Raw genomic sequence first — 19,944 nt, forward strand, 5'->3', positions numbered from 1 at the left:
GGACTGACCCATGGATTATCTTTTACAGCTCGCCGCCAGCCCCACCGCGTGGATTGCCTTGGCTACCCTGGTCGTCATGGAAATCGTGCTCGGCATCGACAACCTGATCTTCATCTCGATCCTGACCAACAAACTGCCCGAACAGCATCGCGCCAAGGCGCGGCGTATCGGTATCGGCATGGCATTGATCCTGCGCCTGGGCTTGTTGAGCACCATTGCCTTCATCGTGCAGCTGACCGAGCCTGTGATCGAAATCCTGGGCCAGGCGTTTTCCTGGAAAGACATGATCCTGATTGCCGGCGGCCTGTTCCTGCTGTGGAAAGCCACCACTGAAATCCACCACAGCATGGACCCTGCGCCGAATGACCCGAAGACCGCCACTTCCGGCGTGACCCTGGGCTTTGCCGCCGCTATCAGTCAGATCCTGATGCTCGACCTGGTGTTTTCCATCGACAGCATTATTACCGCGGTGGGCATGACCGAGCACCTGCCGATCATGATCATCGCCGTGGTGGTATCGGTCCTGGTGATGCTGCTGGCTGCTGAGCCGTTGGCCAAGTTCATCAACGATAACCCGACGGTGGTGATGTTGGCCCTGGGCTTCCTGATCATGATCGGCATGACGCTGATCGCCGAAGGTTTCGGTGCCCACGTGCCTAAGGGCTACATCTACGCGGCCATGGCGTTCTCGGCGGCAATCGAAGTGCTGAACATGCTGTCGCGCCGTGCCAAGCAGAAGGCGTTGGCTGACAACGCCTGATTTCAGGCAGACAGACAGAAGCCGCCCGGGTCGATGCCCGGGCGGTTTTTTTCGATCTGGATAAAGGGTTCTGGTCAGTGCGCGGCGACGTGGCGCCGGGCGGTCTTCACGGTTTTATCCGAAGGGACGGATGGCGCGTGATGATGGCGCCGGGCAATCCGCAGCACACCCCACAGCATGGCAGCCGCTACGCTCAGCCAGCCGAATATCAGCATCAGGATTGTCGAGGTCAGGCTCATCTGTGCCTCCTTATATCCCCGGTTCGGGGCAACGCATTCAGTACAATGGACAGTCTAGTCGCTCAAGTGTTGCAAGCAGTCGTTCGCCGGCATCGGGAGCGGACCGCTTCGTTCTATCAAAGCCCCGGGACTGTTGTTTAAGGCTATACCCGAGCCGGTGGGCATCTTATGATCGACTCCCCAAGCCTGGCTCGAATGTCAGGTGCCTGTACAAGAGAGTCATCATGTTGCCGGGAATTTCCTTTTTTCGATCACTGGTACTCGCGACGGCCTGCCTCGCGGCCCTGGCGGGTTGCGCGGGCAGCGTGTCGCCGCAGATCCAGCGCCTGCCCGAGCGGGTAGAACTCAACAGCGTGCCGTTCTATCGGGGCGAAATGTACCAGGGTGCCCCGCAATCGCTGGCCGCCTTGCTGACATTGCAAGGCACGGTGATCACGCCGGGCTTGCTGGAGAAGTCGTTGCACCTGCCGGGCGGCGAGGCGGACCTGCAGCGCGCGATGCAAACCGTTGCGCGTGACTACGGGTTGGTGGTCTACCCCCTCGACAACAAGCTGTCGGCGCTGCTTGAGCAGGTTGCAGCCGGTTATCCCGTCCTCGTGCGCTATACCGACGGTTCGGCATTCTGGGCGCAGCCACGGTATGGGATCGTTGCCGGCTACAACCGTCAGAAGCAGACGGTGTTGTTGCGTTCGGGCATGAATCGGCGTCAGTTGCTGAGTTTTGCTGCGTTTGAGTCAGCCCTCACCGGCGCAGATGGCTGGGCGGTACTGCTCCAGCGGCCCACGCAGCTTCCGGCCAATGTCGATTCGCAGCGTTGGATGAACGCTGCTCGGGATCTGGCCGGGGCAGGGCAGGAACAAGCGGCTGCGCGGGCGACCCAGGCATTGGACGCGGCACATTGATCACGCGCCCCGTTCGTCACTTGCCGGGCACGACCCGTCACGGCCAAGGCTCTGATAATCAGGGCCTGGCGTTTCCAGGCCGTGATTTGAGGAGGCAAGCATGGCGCAGTCCAATACACCCAGGGGACCACATTCTTCCGAGCATTCAAGCGGCGATGATTTGGGATTCGATCCGGATTCGCCGGATCTCGATGATCCACAGGTCGATCCGGTAGGCCCAGCCAAGGCGCCTCTGGATGAGAAAGAAGAGCAGGAGAAGTCCAGGGCCCATGATCCGCTTGGCGACTTGAAGCCTTGAACAAAAAAAGCTCGACGGGTCGGCTCATTTTTCATTGAGGGACGCTGAACCTGTGGCGAGGGAGCTTGCTCCCGCTTGACCGGGCTGGCGCTCCAGTGCGAAGCGCTCACAAAATGGGTCTGCTGCGCAGCCCAGCGGGAGCAAGCTCCCTCGCCACGGGTTATCTATGTCCCCTGAATGACCACGACGGATTATTTGGAAGCTTCCACCACGCCGCTCTGGCGGCTCTTGAGGTTCTTCGCCGCCTTGTATTGAAGGGCCACCGCCGGAACGCTGGCACTTTTACCGGTTTCGACCCAGCTTCGAATCCGGCTGGCATCGGCGAAATGGGTGTACTTGCCGAAGGCGTCGAGGATGACCAGCGCCATCGGCCGATTGTTCATTTGGGTCACCAGCACCAGGCAGTGGCCGGCTTCGTTCGTGAAACCGGTCTTGGTCAACTGGATGTCCCAGTTGGCCTTGTGCACCAGATGGTCGGTGTTGCGAAAGCCCAGGCTGTAGACAGGCTTGCGGAAGGTGACGGTCTTTTCCTTGGTGGTACTCAATTCACTCAGTAACGGATACTTGCGCGCGGCGATCAGCAGTTTGGTCAAGTCGCGGGCGGTGGAAACGTTGTGGATCGACAGGCCGGTGGGTTCGACGTAATGGGTGCTGGTCATGCCCAGGGCCTTTGCCTTGGCGTTCATGGCGGCGATGAACGCCGCGTAGCCGCCCGGATAATGATGGGCAAGGCTGGCGGCGGCGCGGTTTTCCGACGACATCAGGGCGATCAGCAGCACGTCCCGGCGCGACAACTCACTGTTGAGCTTGACCCGGGAAAACACCCCCTTCATCTCCGGGGTGTTGGCAATGGTCATGGAGATGTATTCGTCGAGGTTCTGCTTGGCGTCCAGCACGATCAAGCCGGTCATCAACTTGGTCACCGACGCGATGGGCACCACCACGTCCGGGTTGCTCGAATACACCACTTTGTCCGTCTGCAGATCGAGCAGTATTGCGCTCCCCGAGGCGACTTGCAGCTTCGTGGTGTCCCGTGGGGGCGCGATCGTTTCCTGTGCGGCGACATTCTGCGTGATGAAAGGGCCTGTGAAAGCGAAGAACAGGCTGAGGATCGAAAGACGGATTTTCACGCGAGTAGACTCGATAGAGTTGAAGGAGTCGTTGAGCAACGACTTTAAAAACCGTCGCATTTTAGAAGTATGGGCGACAACAGCGCTACACGCCTGCGCGGCGGGAGAGGGTGAATAAATAAAGTTTAATGCGGGTGTGATGCTGTCTGTGGGAGCTGGCTTGCTCGCGAAGGCGCCGGGCCAGTCGACATTTATGTTGACTGGCAGGTCGCGATCGCTAGCAGGCTTGCTTCCACAGGGTGGGGGGCGGGTATCAGCTGTGCAGCGTTTCCGCTGCGTACAGCGTGTTTTCCAACAGGCAGGCACGGGTCATCGGGCCTACACCGCCGGGCACCGGAGTGATCCAGCCTGCGCGGGGCAGGGCGGTCTCATAGACCACGTCGCCCACCAGCTTGCCGTCCTCCTGGCGGTTGATGCCCACGTCGATGACAATCGCGCCTTCCTTGATCCACTCGCCTTTCACCAGGCCGGGTTTGCCGGCAGCCACCACCACCAGGTCCGCTCGACCGACATGGCCGGCCAGGTCCTTGGTGAAGCGGTGGGTCACGGTGACGGTGCAGCCGGCCAGTAGCAGTTCCATCGCCATCGGGCGGCCGACGATGTTGGACGCGCCCACCACCACGGCATCGAGACCATAAAGATCCACGCCAGTGCTTTCCAGCAGCGTCATGATGCCTTTGGGGGTGCAGGGCCGCAGCAAGGGGATGCGTTGGGCTAGGCGGCCGACGTTATAGGGATGGAAGCCGTCGACGTCTTTGTCCGGGCGGATACGCTCCAGAAGCCTGGAGGCGTCGAGGTGGTCAGGCAGCGGCAGTTGCAGCAGAACGCCGTCGATGTTCGGGTCGTCGTTCAGGCGATCGATCAGATCGGCCAACGCTTGTTGAGTGGTTTCGGAAGGCAGGTCGTAGGCCTGGGAAAGGAAGCCGACCTCTTCACAGTCTTTACGCTTGTGCGAGACATAAACCTGAGAGGCAGGATCGCTGCCGACCAGGATCACCGCAAGGCCGGGCGTGCGCAGGCCTTGCTGGCGGCGCTCGGTGACTCGTTGGGCGATCTGCTGGCGCAGGCTGGCGGCGATCGATTTGCCGTCGATAAGTTGTGCAGTCATTGCGCGTGGTTAACCATCGAGAGGGGAAAAAAAGAGCACGCATTCTCGCATGCCAGGGCGTGAGGGCAAAGGCGCTTGGTCTGCAAATTCCCCTAACCCCTTTAATTAAATGAATTTTTTTTAGAAAAGAGTTGACGACCTATCAGGCCGTCTATAACATTCGTCGCACTTGTCGGGCACAGCCTAGCACTGGTTAAGAAGGTTGAGCGGAGTTGGTTGTTTCAACTCGGCAAAACTGAAAGCACTTAGTTTGTAATCGTCCAAGAATACAGATTAAAAAGGCGCCCGTAGCTCAGCTGGATAGAGCATCCGCCTTCTAAGCGGATGGTCGCAGGTTCGAGTCCTGCCGGGTGCGCCAATTAGGCAGCTTTGGCACAAGTAAGGCAACAAGGCAATATGGTGGGCGTAGCTCAGTTGGTAGAGCACGGGATTGTGACTCCCGTTGTCGTGGGTTCGATCCCCATCGTCCACCCCATATTCTAGAAAGGCGCCAGATTTAACGGTCTGGCGCCTTTGCTTTAAAAGCTTGAAACGCGGATGTGGTGGAATTGGTAGACACACTGGATTTAGGTTCCAGCGCCGCAAGGTGTGAGAGTTCGAGTCTCTCCGTCCGCACCATACAAGTCGCTATTTAAATAGCAGAGAACGGCGCAGTACCTGAAAAGGGCTGCGCCGTTTTTGTTTCCACGGTTTTTTGTGCTTGATCGCCCGTTCCGTTTGCGGAGGGCGCGCAGCGGTTGGCTCAGGGTAATTGTGTTTCTCGATGATGCGCGGTATGCCGTCTGTCTCCTGAAGGGGCTTGGTGTCCTGCGCTTGGAGGCTGCGCCTCTTATATATAGAAGCGTTGTCGCAGAGCCTCGGGCTGATCAGCTGTATTTACAAACCGGGCAGGACGGCTTCATTTGCCTTGCCTCTAAATTCGGCGCTTGTTTCCTGCGTGTTTTCAGTAGGGTGACTTCTTGAGTTTGACCTACTAGAATGCATGCCCTTGATTCTGGGGTCGGAAACGCCCGGCCAACGTCTGTGCAACGAGGAATATCCATGCAAGTTTCTGTTGAAAATACTTCTGCTCTTGAGCGCCGCATGAGCATCACCGTGCCGGCTGAGCGCATCGAGACTCAGGTCAACAAGCGTCTGCAGCAGACTGCCCAAAAGGCCAAAATCCCAGGTTTCCGCCCAGGCAAAGTGCCGATGAGCGTGATCCGTCAGCGTTACGAAGCTGATGCGCGCCAGGAAGCCGTGGGCGACGTGATCCAGTCTTCGTTCTACGAAGCCGTGGTCGAGCAGAAGCTGAACCCGGCCGGCGCACCGTCCGTCGAGCCTAAAGTGCTGGAAAAGGGCAAGGACCTGGAATTCGTCGCGACATTCGAAGTGTTCCCTGAGTTCACCGTTGCCGGTTTCGACTCCATCGCCGTCGAGCGCTTGAGCGCTGACGTGTCGGATGCCGACCTGGACAAGATGCTGGACATCCTGCGCAAGCAGAACACCCGTTTCGAAGTGGCCGATCGCGCTGCCCAGAACGAAGACCAGCTGAACATCGATTTCGTTGGCAAGGTCGACGGTGAAGTATTTGCCGGTGGTTCCGCCAAGGCTACCCAACTGGTGCTGGGCTCCGGTCGCATGATTCCAGGCTTCGAAGATGGCCTGGTCGGTGCAAAAGCCGGTGAAGAGCGCGTCCTGAACGTGACCTTCCCCGAGGATTACCAGAACCTGGACCTGGCTGGAAAAGCCGCCGAGTTCACCGTGACCGTCAACAGTGTTTCCGAGCCGAAGCTGCCTGAGCTGAACGAAGAGTTCTTTGCCCAGTTCGGTATCAAGGAAACCGGTCTGGAAGGTTTCCGCGCCGAAGTTCGCAAGAACATGGAGCGTGAGCTGCGCCAAGCTATCAAGTCCAAGGTCAAGAACCAGGTCATGGACGGTCTGCTGGCCTCCAACCCGATCGAAGTGCCGAAGGCTCTGCTGGACAACGAAGTGAACCGTCTGCGCGTGCAAGCTGTCCAGCAGTTCGGTGGCAATATCAAGCCGGACCAACTGCCTGCCGAGCTGTTCGAAGAACAAGCCAAGCGCCGCGTCGTGCTGGGCCTGATCGTAGCCGAAGTGGTCAAGCAGTTCGAGCTCAAGCCTGACGAAGCCCGCGTTCGCGAGCTGATCCAGGAAATGGCCTCGGCCTATCAAGAGCCTGAGCAGGTTGTGTCCTGGTACTACAAGAACGAGCAGCAACTGAACGAAGTCCGTTCGGTTGTGCTGGAAGAACAAGTTGTGGATACTGTTCTGCAGAAAGCTAGCGTGACCGATAAAGCGGTCTCTTACGAAGAAGCGGTCAAGCCGGTGGAAGCTCCACAAGCCGATTGATTGTTCTGCGGTAAGAAATACACACCATAAGCCAGCCTTCGCGCTGGCTTATGCGTATTCAAGACATAACTATTTGGGAGTGACTGCGAGACATGTCCCGCAATTCTTTTTATCAGCAGAGCTCTGACATCCAGGCCGCAGGCGGCCTGGTCCCGATGGTTATCGAGCAGTCCGCCCGCGGCGAACGTGCCTATGACATCTACTCGCGTCTGCTCAAGGAACGCGTCATCTTCCTGATCGGCCCCGTTGAAGACTACATGGCCAACCTGGTTGCGGCGCAACTGCTGTTCCTTGAAGCGGAAAACCCGGACAAGGATATCCATCTGTACATCAACTCACCGGGCGGTTCGGTGACTGCGGGCATGTCGATCTACGACACCATGCAGTTCATCAAGCCGGACGTTTCCACCATCTGCATCGGCCAGGCCTGCAGCATGGGCGCGTTCCTGCTCGCCGGTGGCGCAGCGGGCAAGCGTCACTGCCTGCCTAACTCGCGGATGATGATCCACCAGCCCTTGGGCGGCTTCCAGGGCCAGGCGTCGGACATCGACATCCATGCCAAGGAAATCCTGCACATCCGTTCGCGCCTGAACTCGCTGCTGGCCCATCACACCGGCCAGAGCCTGGAAACCATTGAGCGTGACACCGAGCGTGACAACTTCATGAGCGCCGAGCGTGCAGCCGAATACGGCCTGATCGACTCGGTGATCAACAAGCGTCAAATGCCTGCCTAAGCCGCTCAAAATGCAGGTGGTTGGGATGACCGGCCGCCTGCGGGCTTGAAAAAGCCCGCAATTGCCTTCATCTTGTGTTGCAAGCCTATCGGATTTGGATCGATCGAATGACTGACACCCGCAACGGCGAGGACAACGGCAAACTGCTTTATTGCTCCTTCTGTGGCAAAAGCCAGCATGAAGTACGCAAATTGATTGCCGGCCCCTCGGTCTTCATTTGCGACGAGTGCGTCGACCTGTGCAATGACATCATCCGCGAGGAGGTGCAGGAAGCCCAGGCCGAAAGCAGCGCGCATAAGTTGCCTTCGCCTAAAGAAATAAGCGGCATCCTTGACCAGTATGTAATTGGTCAGGAGCGTGCGAAAAAGGTACTGGCCGTAGCGGTGTACAACCACTACAAACGCCTGAACCAGCGTGACAAAAAGAATGACGAAGTCGAACTCGGCAAGAGCAACATCCTGCTGATCGGCCCGACAGGCTCGGGTAAGACCCTGCTTGCCGAAACCCTGGCGCGCTTGCTGAACGTTCCGTTCACCATCGCCGACGCAACCACGCTGACCGAGGCGGGTTACGTGGGCGAGGACGTCGAGAACATCATTCAGAAGTTGCTGCAGAAGTGCGACTACGATGTGGAAAAAGCCCAGATGGGCATCGTCTATATTGACGAAATCGACAAGATTTCCCGCAAGTCCGACAACCCGTCCATCACCCGGGATGTTTCCGGCGAAGGCGTGCAACAGGCCTTGCTCAAGTTGATCGAAGGCACGGTCGCTTCCGTACCGCCCCAGGGTGGTCGCAAGCATCCGCAGCAGGAATTCCTGCAGGTCGACACCCGTAACATCCTGTTCATCTGCGGTGGTGCGTTCTCCGGCCTGGAAAAGGTTATCCAGAACCGTTCCACCCGTGGCGGCATCGGTTTCAATGCCGAAGTGCGCAGCAAGGAAGAAGGCAAGAAGGTGGGCGAGTCCCTGCGTGAAGTTGAGCCTGACGATCTGGTCAAGTTCGGTCTGATCCCGGAATTCGTCGGTCGTCTGCCGGTCCTGGCGACGTTGGACGAGTTGGATGAAGCGGCGTTGATGCAGATTCTGACCGAGCCGAAGAATGCTCTGACCAAGCAGTATGCCAAGCTGTTCGAAATGGAAGGCGTAGACCTGGAATTCCGTTCCGATGCGCTGAAGTCCGTCGCCAAGCGTGCCCTGGAGCGTAAGACCGGTGCCCGTGGGTTGCGCTCGATTCTCGAAGGCGTACTGCTCGACACGATGTATGAGATTCCCTCGCAGTCGGATGTGAGTAAAGTCGTGATCGATGAAAGCGTTATCGAAGGCAAGTCCAAGCCATTGTATCTCTATGAAAACAATGAGCCGCCTGCCAAGGCCGCGCCGGACGCCTAAGCGTCTCGCTGCTGAAATAAAGAAGGGGCCTTCGGGCCCTTTTTCTTTTGGTGCTGTTTTTTTAGACGCGTCTTAGCGCTTGTTTTTTTTCAAGGCTGCCCCCATCTTGGTTTCAAGCTTACTTCCATCTGTTTCCGGCCGAAGGGCCGCCGTAGAGGCGAAATCATGAAGACAACCATCGAATTGCCTCTCCTGCCATTGCGCGATGTCGTTGTGTATCCGCACATGGTTATCCCGCTGTTCGTGGGGCGCGAGAAGTCTATCGAAGCCCTCGAGGCTGCGATGACGGGTGACAAGCAGATTCTTCTGCTGGCTCAGAGAAACCCTGCCGACGATGATCCCGGTGAGGACGCACTCTATCGCGTAGGTACGATTGCAACGGTTCTACAGCTGCTCAAGCTGCCTGACGGCACCGTCAAGGTGCTGGTCGAGGGTGAGCAGCGCGGTACCGTCGAGCGTTTCAGCGAAGTGGACGGCCATTGCCGCGCCGAAGTGTCGCTGATCGAGGAAGTCGACGCGCCAGAGCGTGAGTCGGAGGTGTTTGTCCGTAGCCTGCTGTCGCAGTTCGAGCAATACGTGCAACTGGGCAAGAAGGTACCTGCCGAGGTGCTGTCGTCGCTTAACAGCATCGATGAGCCGGGGAGGCTGGTTGACACGATGGCTGCCCACATGGCCCTCAAGATCGAGCAGAAGCAGGAAATTCTCGAAATCATCGATTTGTCGGCCCGTGTCGAACATGTGCTGGCCTTGCTCGATGGCGAAATCGACCTGCTGCAGGTCGAGAAACGCATTCGCGGGCGTGTCAAGAAGCAGATGGAGCGCAGCCAGCGCGAGTACTACCTGAATGAGCAGATGAAGGCCATTCAGAAAGAGTTGGGCGATGGCGATGAAGGTCATAACGAAATCGAAGAGCTGAAAAAGCGCATCGATGCCGCCGGCCTGCCCAAGGATGCATTGGCCAAGGCCCAGGCCGAGCTGAACAAGCTCAAGCAGATGTCACCGATGTCTGCCGAGGCTACCGTGGTGCGGTCCTACATCGACTGGCTGGTCCAGGTGCCGTGGAAAGCCCAGAGCAAGGTGCGCCTGGACCTGGCGCGTGCCGAAGACATCCTCGACGCCGACCACTACGGCCTGGAAGAGGTCAAGGAACGCATCCTTGAATACCTCGCCGTGCAAAAGCGTGTGAAGAAAATTCGTGGCCCGGTACTGTGCCTGGTCGGTCCTCCCGGGGTCGGTAAAACCTCTCTTGCGGAGTCGATTGCCCACGCCACCAACCGTAAATTTGTGCGCATGGCCCTCGGCGGTGTACGCGACGAGGCGGAAATCCGTGGTCACCGTCGGACCTACATCGGTTCGATGCCAGGAAGATTGATTCAAAAGATGACAAAGGTTGGCGTGCGCAATCCGCTGTTCCTTTTGGACGAAATCGACAAGATGGGCAGCGATATGCGCGGCGATCCTGCCTCTGCGTTGCTCGAAGTGCTTGATCCTGAGCAGAATCACAACTTCAACGATCACTACCTTGAGGTCGACTACGACCTGTCGGACGTGATGTTCCTCTGCACCTCCAACTCCATGAACATCCCTCCGGCATTGCTGGACCGGATGGAGGTGATTCGTCTGCCTGGCTACACCGAGGACGAGAAGATCAACATCGCGGTGAAGTACCTTTCGCCCAAGCAGATCCAGGCCAACGGCCTGAAAAAAGGCGAGCTGGAATTTGACGAGGAAGCGATTCGCGACATCATCCGTTACTACACCCGCGAAGCCGGTGTTCGTGGCCTGGAGCGTCAGATTGCCAAGGTTTGCCGCAAGGCCGTCAAGGAGCATGCGCTGGAAAAACGCTTCGCGGTGAAGGTCACGGCAGACCTCCTGGAGCACTTCCTGGGCGTGCGCAAGTTCCGCTACGGCCTGGCCGAGCAACAGGACCAGATCGGCCAGGTGACTGGCCTGGCGTGGACTCAGGTCGGTGGTGAATTGTTGACCATCGAAGCCGCCGTGGTCCCGGGCAAAGGGCAGTTGATCAAGACCGGTTCCCTGGGTGACGTGATGGTCGAGTCGATCACTGCGGCCCAGACCGTGGTGCGCAGCCGGGCCCGAAGCCTGGGGATTCCCCTGGACTTCCACGAGAAACGCGACACGCACATCCACATGCCGGAAGGGGCGACGCCCAAGGACGGCCCGAGTGCCGGCGTGGGCATGTGCACCGCGTTGGTGTCGGCACTGACCGGTATTCCGGTGCGTGCCGATGTGGCCATGACGGGCGAAATCACCTTGCGCGGCCAGGTATTGGCGATCGGTGGCCTGAAAGAAAAGCTGCTGGCCGCTCATCGTGGTGGGATCAAGACGGTGATCATTCCCGAAGAGAATGTTCGCGATCTGAAGGAAATTCCTGACAACATCAAGCAGGATCTTCAGATCAAACCGGTTAAATGGATTGACGAGGTCCTGCAAATTGCGCTGCAATACGCGCCGGAGCCCTTGCCGGATGTGGCTCCGGAGATAGTCGCGAAGGACGAAAAGCGCGAGTCTGACTCTAAGGAAAGAATTAGCACGCATTAATACGCATTTGCCTGGGAGGCTTCCTTGACAGTTTTTTAGAGCCCTTGTTATAAAGCGGCTCTTAAGTGTCTGTAGGCCATTCAGCACTCGTTTTAAGCTTTCACCAAAAAAACTTAGAATCATCTCAAATAGATATAAGGGGACTTAGAGTGAACAAGTCGGAACTGATTGATGCTATCGCTGCATCCGCTGATATCCCGAAAGCTGCTGCTGGCCGTGCGCTGGACGCTGTAATCGAATCCGTCACTGGCGCTCTGAAGGCCGGCGACTCCGTGGTTCTGGTAGGTTTCGGCACTTTCTCCGTGACTGATCGTCCAGCTCGTACCGGTCGCAACCCACAGACCGGCAAGACGCTGCAGATCCCTGCTGCCAAGAAGCCAGGCTTCAAAGCTGGTAAAGCGCTGAAAGAAGCCGTTAACTAAGGTTTCGTTGAGTTTATCCGGGTCGGGTCATGCCTGGCCTGGCAGCGGAGCGGTAAAGACGCCGGGGCTTGCAGATTCGAGCCCGGTCCGCTCCGCCAGTTACGAGAAGGCGCATCCTCGGATGCGCCTTTCTTCTATTCGGATTCTACCCACGCTCCACGGTTGCCTAATTTGAAGTTCAACCGTTTCTGGGGGACGCATGCTGCAGAATATCAGGGACAATTCACAAGGCTGGATTGCCAAAACCATCATCGGGGTCATCGTCGCATTGATGGCGTTGACCGGTTTCGATGCCATTTTCAAAGCCACGACGCACAGTAACGATGCGGCCAAGGTCAACGGCGAGAACATCAGCCAGAACGAGCTGAGCCAAGCGGTCGACATGCAACGCCGTCAGCTCATGCAACAGTTGGGCAAGGATTTCGACGCTTCGCTGCTGGACGAAAAAATGCTGCGCGATTCGGCTCTCAAGGGACTGATCGATCGCAAGCTGTTGCTGCAAGGCGCTCATGATGCGAAGTTCGCGTTTTCCGAGGCTGCGCTGGATCAGGTGATCCTGCAAACGCCGGAATTCCAGGTCGACGGCAAATTCAGTCCTGAGCGTTTCGACCAGGTGATCCGTCAGTTGGGTTACAGCCGCATGCAATTCCGCCAGATGCTGGCCCAGGAGATGCTGATCGGTCAGTTGCGCGCGGGTCTGGCCGGCAGCGGTTTCGTGACCGATGCCCAGGTGCTGGCATTTGCTCGCCTGGAAAAACAGACACGTGATTTCGCTACCCTGAACATCAAGGCCGACCCGGCGTCCGTGAAGCTGACCGATGACGAGGTCAAGGCTTACTACGACCAACACGCCAAGGAATTCATGACGCCTGATCAGGTGGTCATCGATTATCTCGAGCTGAAGAAAGCCTCTTTCTTCGATCAGGTCAGCGTCAAGGACGAGGACCTGCAAGCGGCCTATCAGAAGGAAATCGCCAATCTGTCGGAACAGCGTCGGGCTGCGCACATCCTGATCGAAGTGAACGACAAGGTCAGCGAAACCCAGGCCAAGGCGAAGATCGAGGAAATCCAGGCGCGCCTGGCCAAGGGCGAGTCGTTTGAAGCGCTGGCCAAGGAGTTCTCCCAGGACCCGGGCTCGGCGAACAATGGCGGCGACCTCGGCTTTGCAGGTCCTGGCGTCTATGATCCGGCGTTCGAGAAGGCCTTGTATGCGTTGAACAAGGATGAGGTCTCGGCCCCGGTGCGTACGGATTTCGGTCTGCACCTGATCAAGCTGCTCGGCGTCGAGGCACCGCAGGTCCCAACGTTTGCCAGCCTCAAGGACAAGCTGACCCGCGAGCTGAAAACCCAGAAAGTGGAGCAGCGTTTCGTCGAGGCGACCAAGCAACTGGAAGATGCTTCGTTCGAAGCGTCCGACCTGGCGCAACCGGCTCAGGACCTGAAGCTCACCGTCCACACATCGGCCCCGTTCGGTCGTGAGGGTGGCGAGGGAATCGCGGCCAACCGTGCCGTGGTGACCGCTGCGTTCAGCCCGGAAGTGCTGGATGAAGGTGCCAACAGCACCGCCATCGAGCTGGACCCGGAAACTGTCGTGGTGCTGCGTGCCAAGGAGCACCGCAAGCCCGAGCAGTTGCCACTGGAAAGCGTCGCAGGACCGATTCGTGCGCAACTGACCAAGGAGCACGCGAGTGCGGCGGCCAAGACCCGCGCCGATGAGCTGGTTGCCAGCCTGCGCGACGGCAAGATTGCGCTGGATAAGCCCGTCGATGGTCAGGCCTGGAAAGCCACCGAAGCGGTGACCCGCAGCCAGGAAGGCATCGACCCGGCCGTGTTGCAGGCTTTGTTCCGCATGCCCAAGCCAGACTCGAAAGACAAGCCGACCTTTACCAGCGTGACATTGCCTGACGGCAGCCTGGTGGTGGTGCGTCTGAACGGCGTGAACGAAGCGGCGGCCCCGACCGACGAAGAGAAGGCCGAATATCGCCGCTACCTCGCTTCCCGCGTTGGCCAGCAGGATTTCGCAGCCTATCGCAAGCAGTTGGAAAGCCAGGCCGACATCAAGCGTTACTGATGTTTTGAAGGCTGGACCCAAAAGACCCCGGTTGCAGGACTGGGGTCTTTTTTGTTTCTCGTTTCTCACATGGCCGGGTGTTCGTCGATCCACCGCTATTACGTCTTTTATCCGCAAACATCCGCCAGTAGACTTGTAACCCCTTTGAGACACGAATACCTGCGCCGGCAGACCGTGTTCTGTTGCACAATACGCCCCGGATCGTTTTCCTCAGGATGTTCAATGTTCAGACCATTTCACATGCGTACCGTCGGGCTGGCACTGCTGCTGGCCGCCGCAGCCGGATGCTCGTCGAAGAAAGCCGCGATTTACGAGCACGAAAACTTCGATGACTCGGGCACGTTCTCGCGTACTTATCCAGTGACCGACGCGGCCACCTGCGAAGCCGGTCGCCGGGCATTGCTCAGCCAGGGCTACATCATCACCAGCAGCGACCCCAAGCTGGTCAGCGGCCACAAGAGTTTCCAGCAAACCGGCGATACCCATATGGAGATCAGTTTCAACCTGGTCTGCGCCGAAGATGGCGGTCCCGGGCATCGTGCGACCATGTTCGCCAACGCCTTGCAGGACCGTTATGCGCTGAAGAAGGTCAACAACTCCGCGAGCCTGGGGGTCGGTGTGCTGGGATCGGTATCGATGCCGATCGGCTCTTCGGATGATTCGATGGTCAAGGTCGCCAGTGAAACGGTATCGGCGCCGAAGTTCTACGAACGATTCTTTGCCCTGGTCGAACTGTTCTTGCCGTCCGAAGCGAAGAAGGCAGCGGGCAATGCCGATCAGCCGAAAGCTGAACTGGGGATCCCGGAAACCAAGGCTGAACCGGCCGCGCTGACGCCTGCGCCAGCTCCGGCGCCTGAGACTCTTGCTCCCACACCGGCGCCGGCGATGCCGGTCCAGGAGGCCGCTCCGGCCCCGATGGAAACGGCCCCTACAGTGTCGGAACCGGTCGCACCACCGGCCGAGCCTGCGCCAATCGCGCCTATGTCGCAGGAAGCTGTGCCGACGACCGAGGCCATTACGCCGCCACCGCCCAGCTCGTTGCCGGCGCCGACCGAGCCGATCCAGCCCCTTCCAGCATCTTGAGACATGTGACAGGGGTAATCTCCTGTCACACATACCGCAGTAATTCCCCGACGCTGTGCTACGTTTAATTCATGAAGCCTTTGCTTCATGTCTTGTTCATAAAGCAGCTTTAAGCTGATCACCAGTGCCATCAGGCTTGAATGATCACTTTTCAACGATAGGGGAAGGACTCGTAATGGATGATTATCAGGAAGAGCTGCTGGAATACCAGGCGTATGAACTGGACCCGCTGGAGCCCGCCGAAGATGCGACGGAGCTCTAGGTTACCGCTTCAAACTTCCCAGCTTAAGCCCCTCGATGACTGCGACGAAACTCGCCCGGCGTCTGGTCGTTCCAGCGTTTGAAAGCGCGTTGGAAGGCCTCGGCCGAGGCGAATCCCAGCAGGTAGGCGATTTCACCGAATGCCAGTTCGGTATCGCGGATATAGGTCATGGCCAGGTCGCGGCGCGTGTCGTTGAGGATGGCGCGAAACTGCGTGCCTTCCTCGGCCAGCTTGCGGCGTAGCGTCCAGGTCGGCAGCTTGAGGCGCGCTGCTACCTCTTCGAGGTCCGGTTCACGGCCGCCGTTGAGCAACGGTCCGAGCAATTGGATGATGCGCTCGCGCAGGCTCCGGGTGCGGGTCAGCTGTTCCAGCTCCCGTTCACATAACAGGATCAGATGGTTCCAAGTACTGGGGCAGTGCTGGGGGTTGCGCTGGGCAAGACTTTCCAGGCTCAGGCGTAGCTGATTCTGGTCGGCACCGAACTGGATCGGGCAATCACCGAGCAGGCGGTAGGCGTCAAGGTAGGCTGGCTCCTCGAATTCGATCTCTACGCGCTCGGCGCGCAACGCGGTGCCGCTCACGCTGGACAACTGCGTAAGCCAGCCAGCGATGATCGAGTCCACCACAAAGCGGTTATAGGCGTTGTACGGGCTGATCGAGTAGAAGCGCAGCCACGCGCCCCTGGCGTCTTCATGAAAGCTCGATTGGCCGCGATAGTTGGAGCCGTACAGCGGCTCGAAACGGATCATGCAGCGGGCGGCTTCGCGGATTGTCGGCGCCTGGGCTGCGGTCACGCCGGCCAGCCCGGCCTGGCTCAAGCGGCTCAGTCGGCCCATGCGCAGGCCCAGGGCCGGATCCTGGGTCAATTGAATGGCCGCGTGGCCCAGGCGCATGTAGCGCGGGATCGACAGCCGGGCTCCAGGCTCGGCCAGGCGCATGGCATCCAGACCGTATTGTGCGAACAGCGGTTGAGGATCCTGCCCATGGCTGGCAATCGCGTCAGCCAGGCTGTGGACGAAGCCCACGGACAAGTCCCCCAGGCGCATCGGTTGCGTTTTCATGTTCACAACCACAGATTCAGCAAGCGAGCGCCACGGGCCTGGCCATCGGTGAAGTGCCGGCCGTCGTGGCTGATGAAACTCTGGCCGGCACTGCCGCTGTCCCAGAACTGGCCGCGCAGGAACACACTGACGCCGCCCCGCGCCTGACTGATGGGCAGTTGGCTGGTCAGCGTCAGGCGATGCCAGGCCTGGCCTTCACTGACCTCGCCGGGCTTGAGGCTGACTTCGTCTGGCGTGGACAGGCCTTTATAGCCGCTCCAGGGTTTGTCCCAAGTGTCGCGGCCAAGGATAAAGGCCGGCACCGCGATCAGCTGCGCCCCTTGATCGTTGAGCTGTCGGTAGCGAATCGGGTACCAACTGTCGCTGCCGATCAGCACGCCCAGACGCCCAGCGGGAGTGTCGATGACCTGGGTGGCGTCGGGGCGGTCAGCCCCGAGCACGTCCCGTTGTTCGAACACGGGATGCTGTTGGCGTTGTGGCTGGCCCATCGGCCGACCGTCACGGCCAAACACCAGGCTGCTGTTGTACAGCACGCCAGCGCCCACCTTCAGTTCACCGTCGCTGACGCTGGGTTCGGGCAGGATGATGGAGCCGGCCACCAGGGTGATACCGAACTCCTTCGCCAGCCCGCCAAACAGCGCCTGGTAGTCATGGGCCATGCGCTCGGCCTTCATGCGCAGGTAGGCGTCGTCGAGCCGGCTGTTACCCTGGGCGCTGAACAGCGCCTGGATGAACGCCAGCGGGTTGCTGACCGCCAGCCAGTTCATGGCTTCCTTCATTGTGCCGGCCTGGTACAACTCGTCTTTTTCGCCACTGACCATCAGCCAGGTGCCAATGTGCTCGGGCAGGACCACGACGGTCTTGTCGTTGAGAAAACCCTGGTCACGGGCGCTTTGCAGATAGGCGGCGAGTTTGCGATGCAGGCGTTCGGGGCTCTGGTAGTCAGTGGGGAACAACTCGGGCTGGATGCCCAGCAGATTGCCGCGGTCGGTGGGCGTGCCCTGGTCGACCGCCAGGTTGATGCGCAGGTCTGACAGGTAATGACCCGCCGGACGATCCGCCGTCCACAGCGCGTAGGTGATCAAGATGGCAATCAGGGCCGTGGACAACAACAAGTAGAAAAATTTACGCATGGAGAAACTGTCGGCGCCGTTTGCGGATTCACTGACTAGGGTAGGGCCCGGGATGGGTGTTGCCAAGGGGCGCTGCGCATTTGGATCATTAAGTTGTCAGTTACGGTCATTGAGTGCCTGCATCGCGACTCTTAGGCTGTTGGACATGACTGAGGGAAGCCGCAGAGCTTCCGTATTTTTCCGTGATCGCCCGCTGTGGAGTTACCGATGACCGCCTCCCATTATCCGCATCTGCTGGCCCCGCTGGACCTGGGTTTCACCACGTTGCGCAACCGGACCCTGATGGGATCGATGCACACTGGCCTTGAAGAAAAGCCCGGCGGTTTCGAGTGCATGGCGGCATATTTTGCCGAGCGCGCCCGTGGCGGCGTGGGCCTGATGGTCACTGGCGGGATCGGGCCGAATGACGAGGGTGGCGTTTATTCCGGAGCAGCCAAGCTGACCACGGAAGAAGAGGCGTTCAAGCACCAGATCGTGACCCGGGCTGTCCACGAGGCCGGCGGCAAGATCTGCATGCAGATCCTCCACGCCGGGCGCTACGCCTACAGCCCCAAGCAGGTCGCTCCCAGTGCGATCCAGGCGCCGATTAACCCGTTCAAGCCCAAGGAGCTGGACGAAGAAGGCATCGAGAAGCAGATCAGTGATTTCGTCACCTGTTCGCTGTTGGCCCAGAAGGCCGAATACGACGGGGTCGAGATCATGGGCTCGGAAGGCTACTTCATCAATCAGTTCCTCGCGGCCCACACCAACCACCGTACCGACCGTTGGGGCGGCAGCTACGAAAACCGCATGCGCCTGCCGGTTGAAATCGTGCGCCGGGTGCGCGACGCAGTGGGCCCCAATTTCATCATCATCTTCCGCCTGTCGATGCTCGACCTGGTGGAGGGCGGCAGTTCGTGGGAAGAGATCGTCCAACTGGCCAAGGCCATCGAGCAGGCCGGGGCAACGATCATCAACACCGGTATCGGCTGGCATGAAGCGCGCATTCCTACCATCGCCACCAAGGTTCCACGGGCGGCGTTCAGCAAAGTCACGGCCAAGCTGCGCGGTTCGGTGAGCATCCCGCTGATCACCACCAACCGTATCAACACCCCGGAAGTGGCCGAACAGATCCTGGCCGAAGGCGATGCCGACATGGTCTCCATGGCGCGTCCGTTCCTGGCTGATCCGGAGTTCGTCAACAAGGCGGCCGCCGGGCGTGGCGACGAGATCAACACCTGCATCGGCTGCAACCAGGCCTGCCTCGATCATACCTTCGGCGGCAAGCTCACCAGTTGCCTGGTGAATCCGCGGGCGTGCCACGAAACCGAGCTCAATTACCTGCCAGTCACCCAGGTGAAGAAGATCGCCGTGGTCGGCGCCGGTCCGGCCGGGTTGTCGGCGGCCACCGTAGCGGCCGAGCGCGGGCACCAGGTGACGCTGTTCGATTCGGCTGGCGAGATCGGTGGTCAGTTCAACGTCGCCAAGCGTGTGCCGGGCAAGGAGGAGTTCTACGAAACCCTGCGTTACTTCAAGCGCAAGTTGCAGACCACCCATGTCGAGCTGTGCCTCAACACCCGGGTGGATGTAGCGAAACTGGTGGAAGGCGGGTACGACGAAGTCATCCTTGCTACCGGCATTGCGCCGCGGGTGCCGGCCATTCCTGGCGTGGAGCATGCCAAGGTATTGAGTTACCTGGACGTGATCCTGGAGCGCAAGCCGGTGGGCCGCAGCGTGGCGGTGATCGGTGCCGGCGGCATCGGTTTCGACGTTTCGGAGTTCCTGGTGCATCAGGGTGTCGCCACCAGCCAGGATCGCGAGGCGTTCTGGAAGGAGTGGGGCATCGACACCGCGCTTCAGGCGCGCGGCGGCGTGGCCGGGATCAAGGCTGAGCCCCATGCTCCGGCCCGTGAGGTGTTCCTGTTGCAGCGCAAGGCTTCCAAGGTCGGCGATGGGCTGGGCAAGACCACCGGCTGGATTCACCGCACGGGCCTTAAGAACAAGCAAGTGCAGATGCTCAACAGCGTCGAGTACCTGAAGATCGACGACGAGGGCTTGCATATTCGCATCGGCGAAGCCGGCGAGCCGCAGGTCCTGCCGGTGGACAACATCGTGATCTGCGCCGGTCAGGATCCGCTGCGTGAGTTGCAGCAGGGCCTGGAGGCAGCTGGGCAGAAGGTCCACCTCATCGGTGGTGCCGACGTGGCGGCGGAGCTGGACGCCAAACGAGCGATCAATCAGGGCTCGCGGTTGGCGGCGCAGTTGTAAGTTCCAAAAGCCATGTGTCGGCCTTGCCTCCAGCCATGGAGCCCAAGGTCACCACAGATCCATGTGGGAGCAACTGTCTTGATAGCTTCTTTTAGCCGTCCTTTTCAAAGACAGCTTTGCTCCCACAGCTCAAGTCCGTGTGATTGCCAGAGAAAACACCCTCGCCAAATTAGGCCGCGTGTCCTCTCC

The 19,944-nt window shown here is 59.3% G+C and carries 16 protein-coding genes and 3 tRNA genes; 14 read left to right on the forward strand and 5 right to left on the reverse strand.

Annotated elements, in window-relative coordinates; translation table 11 throughout:
• Positions 1-10: 10 nt before the first annotated feature.
• Entirely contained in the window at positions 11-760 is a 750-nt protein-coding gene (locus RGM2987_RS15915) for a TerC family protein (protein ID WP_245142906.1), read from the forward strand.
• 74 nt (positions 761-834) lie between these two features.
• Here RGM2987_RS15915 and RGM2987_RS15920 read toward each other — a convergent pair whose 3' ends face one another.
• A complete protein-coding gene (locus RGM2987_RS15920; protein WP_245142908.1) occupies positions 835-999 on the reverse strand; it encodes a hypothetical protein in 165 nt (54 codons plus the stop codon).
• A 224-nt stretch (positions 1,000-1,223) separates the two neighbouring features.
• Here RGM2987_RS15920 and RGM2987_RS15925 point away from each other — a divergent pair, with 224 nt between their 5' ends.
• Together RGM2987_RS15925 and RGM2987_RS15930 are read left to right on the forward strand one after the other, a co-directional pair.
• A complete protein-coding gene (locus RGM2987_RS15925) occupies positions 1,224-1,901 on the forward strand; it encodes a peptidase C39 family protein (RefSeq protein ID WP_245142911.1) in 678 nt (225 codons plus the stop codon).
• 100 nt (positions 1,902-2,001) lie between these two features.
• On the forward strand, positions 2,002-2,199 hold the full coding sequence (locus RGM2987_RS15930; RefSeq protein WP_245142914.1) for a DUF6021 family protein: 198 nt from the start codon (positions 2,002-2,004) through the stop codon (positions 2,197-2,199).
• A gap of 191 nt (positions 2,200-2,390) precedes the next feature.
• Here the strand turns inward: RGM2987_RS15930 and pbpG are convergent, their stop codons facing one another.
• Together pbpG and folD are read right to left on the reverse strand one after the other, a co-directional pair.
• The gene (pbpG, locus tag RGM2987_RS15935; protein ID WP_245142916.1) at positions 2,391-3,329 is read right to left on the reverse strand and encodes a D-alanyl-D-alanine endopeptidase; all 939 of its coding nucleotides are present in this window, start codon (positions 3,327-3,329) and stop codon (positions 2,391-2,393) included.
• Between the two features lie 253 nt (positions 3,330-3,582).
• On the reverse strand, positions 3,583-4,437 hold the full coding sequence (gene folD / locus RGM2987_RS15940) for a bifunctional methylenetetrahydrofolate dehydrogenase/methenyltetrahydrofolate cyclohydrolase FolD (protein WP_245142918.1): 855 nt from the start codon (positions 4,435-4,437) through the stop codon (positions 3,583-3,585).
• Positions 4,438-4,718: 281 nt separating this feature from the next.
• Here folD and RGM2987_RS15945 point away from each other — a divergent pair.
• The 10 genes from RGM2987_RS15945 (at position 4,719) to RGM2987_RS15990 (ending at position 15,052) form a co-directional block, all read left to right on the forward strand.
• Positions 4,719-4,795, forward strand: a tRNA-Arg gene (locus RGM2987_RS15945).
• A gap of 41 nt (positions 4,796-4,836) precedes the next feature.
• Positions 4,837-4,912: transfer RNA gene (locus RGM2987_RS15950), tRNA-His, on the forward strand.
• A 58-nt stretch (positions 4,913-4,970) separates the two neighbouring features.
• Positions 4,971-5,055, forward strand: a tRNA-Leu gene (locus RGM2987_RS15955).
• A 423-nt stretch (positions 5,056-5,478) separates the two neighbouring features.
• Positions 5,479-6,789 (forward strand): trigger factor, encoded by a 1,311-nt coding sequence (gene tig / locus RGM2987_RS15960; protein WP_245142920.1) that lies wholly within the window; start codon positions 5,479-5,481, stop codon positions 6,787-6,789.
• A gap of 92 nt (positions 6,790-6,881) precedes the next feature.
• Positions 6,882-7,523 (forward strand): ATP-dependent Clp endopeptidase proteolytic subunit ClpP, encoded by a 642-nt coding sequence (gene clpP / locus RGM2987_RS15965; RefSeq protein WP_003183177.1) that lies wholly within the window; start codon positions 6,882-6,884, stop codon positions 7,521-7,523.
• Positions 7,524-7,630: 107 nt separating this feature from the next.
• Positions 7,631-8,914, forward strand: a complete 1,284-nt coding sequence (clpX, locus tag RGM2987_RS15970; protein WP_245142923.1) for an ATP-dependent Clp protease ATP-binding subunit ClpX — start codon at positions 7,631-7,633, stop codon at positions 8,912-8,914.
• A 165-nt stretch (positions 8,915-9,079) separates the two neighbouring features.
• Positions 9,080-11,476 (forward strand): endopeptidase La, encoded by a 2,397-nt coding sequence (gene lon, locus RGM2987_RS15975; RefSeq protein WP_245142926.1) that lies wholly within the window; start codon positions 9,080-9,082, stop codon positions 11,474-11,476.
• A gap of 149 nt (positions 11,477-11,625) precedes the next feature.
• Complete coding sequence (locus RGM2987_RS15980; RefSeq protein ID WP_245142928.1) at positions 11,626-11,898, forward strand: HU family DNA-binding protein; 273 nt, start codon at positions 11,626-11,628, stop codon at positions 11,896-11,898.
• A gap of 199 nt (positions 11,899-12,097) precedes the next feature.
• Positions 12,098-13,969, forward strand: coding sequence for a SurA N-terminal domain-containing protein (locus tag RGM2987_RS15985; protein ID WP_245142930.1), 1,872 nt, complete (start codon positions 12,098-12,100; stop codon positions 13,967-13,969).
• A gap of 222 nt (positions 13,970-14,191) precedes the next feature.
• Positions 14,192-15,052, forward strand: a complete 861-nt coding sequence (locus RGM2987_RS15990) for a DUF2242 domain-containing protein (protein WP_245142932.1) — start codon at positions 14,192-14,194, stop codon at positions 15,050-15,052.
• A gap of 285 nt (positions 15,053-15,337) precedes the next feature.
• On the opposite strand, the gene RGM2987_RS15995 is transcribed toward RGM2987_RS15990, so the two are convergent.
• A complete protein-coding gene (locus RGM2987_RS15995) occupies positions 15,338-16,375 on the reverse strand; it encodes an AraC family transcriptional regulator (RefSeq protein WP_245142934.1) in 1,038 nt (345 codons plus the stop codon).
• Between the two features lie 2 nt (positions 16,376-16,377).
• Entirely contained in the window at positions 16,378-17,508 is a 1,131-nt protein-coding gene (locus RGM2987_RS16000) for a carbon-nitrogen hydrolase family protein (protein WP_245142937.1), read from the reverse strand.
• 207 nt (positions 17,509-17,715) lie between these two features.
• Here RGM2987_RS16000 and RGM2987_RS16005 point away from each other — a divergent pair, with 207 nt between their 5' ends.
• The gene (locus RGM2987_RS16005) at positions 17,716-19,755 is read left to right on the forward strand and encodes an NADPH-dependent 2,4-dienoyl-CoA reductase (protein WP_245142940.1); all 2,040 of its coding nucleotides are present in this window, start codon (positions 17,716-17,718) and stop codon (positions 19,753-19,755) included.
• The last annotated feature ends 189 nt before the right edge of the window (positions 19,756-19,944 follow it).

The organism is Pseudomonas sp. RGM2987 (assembly GCF_022952855.1).
Lineage (GTDB): Bacteria > Pseudomonadota > Gammaproteobacteria > Pseudomonadales > Pseudomonadaceae > Aquipseudomonas.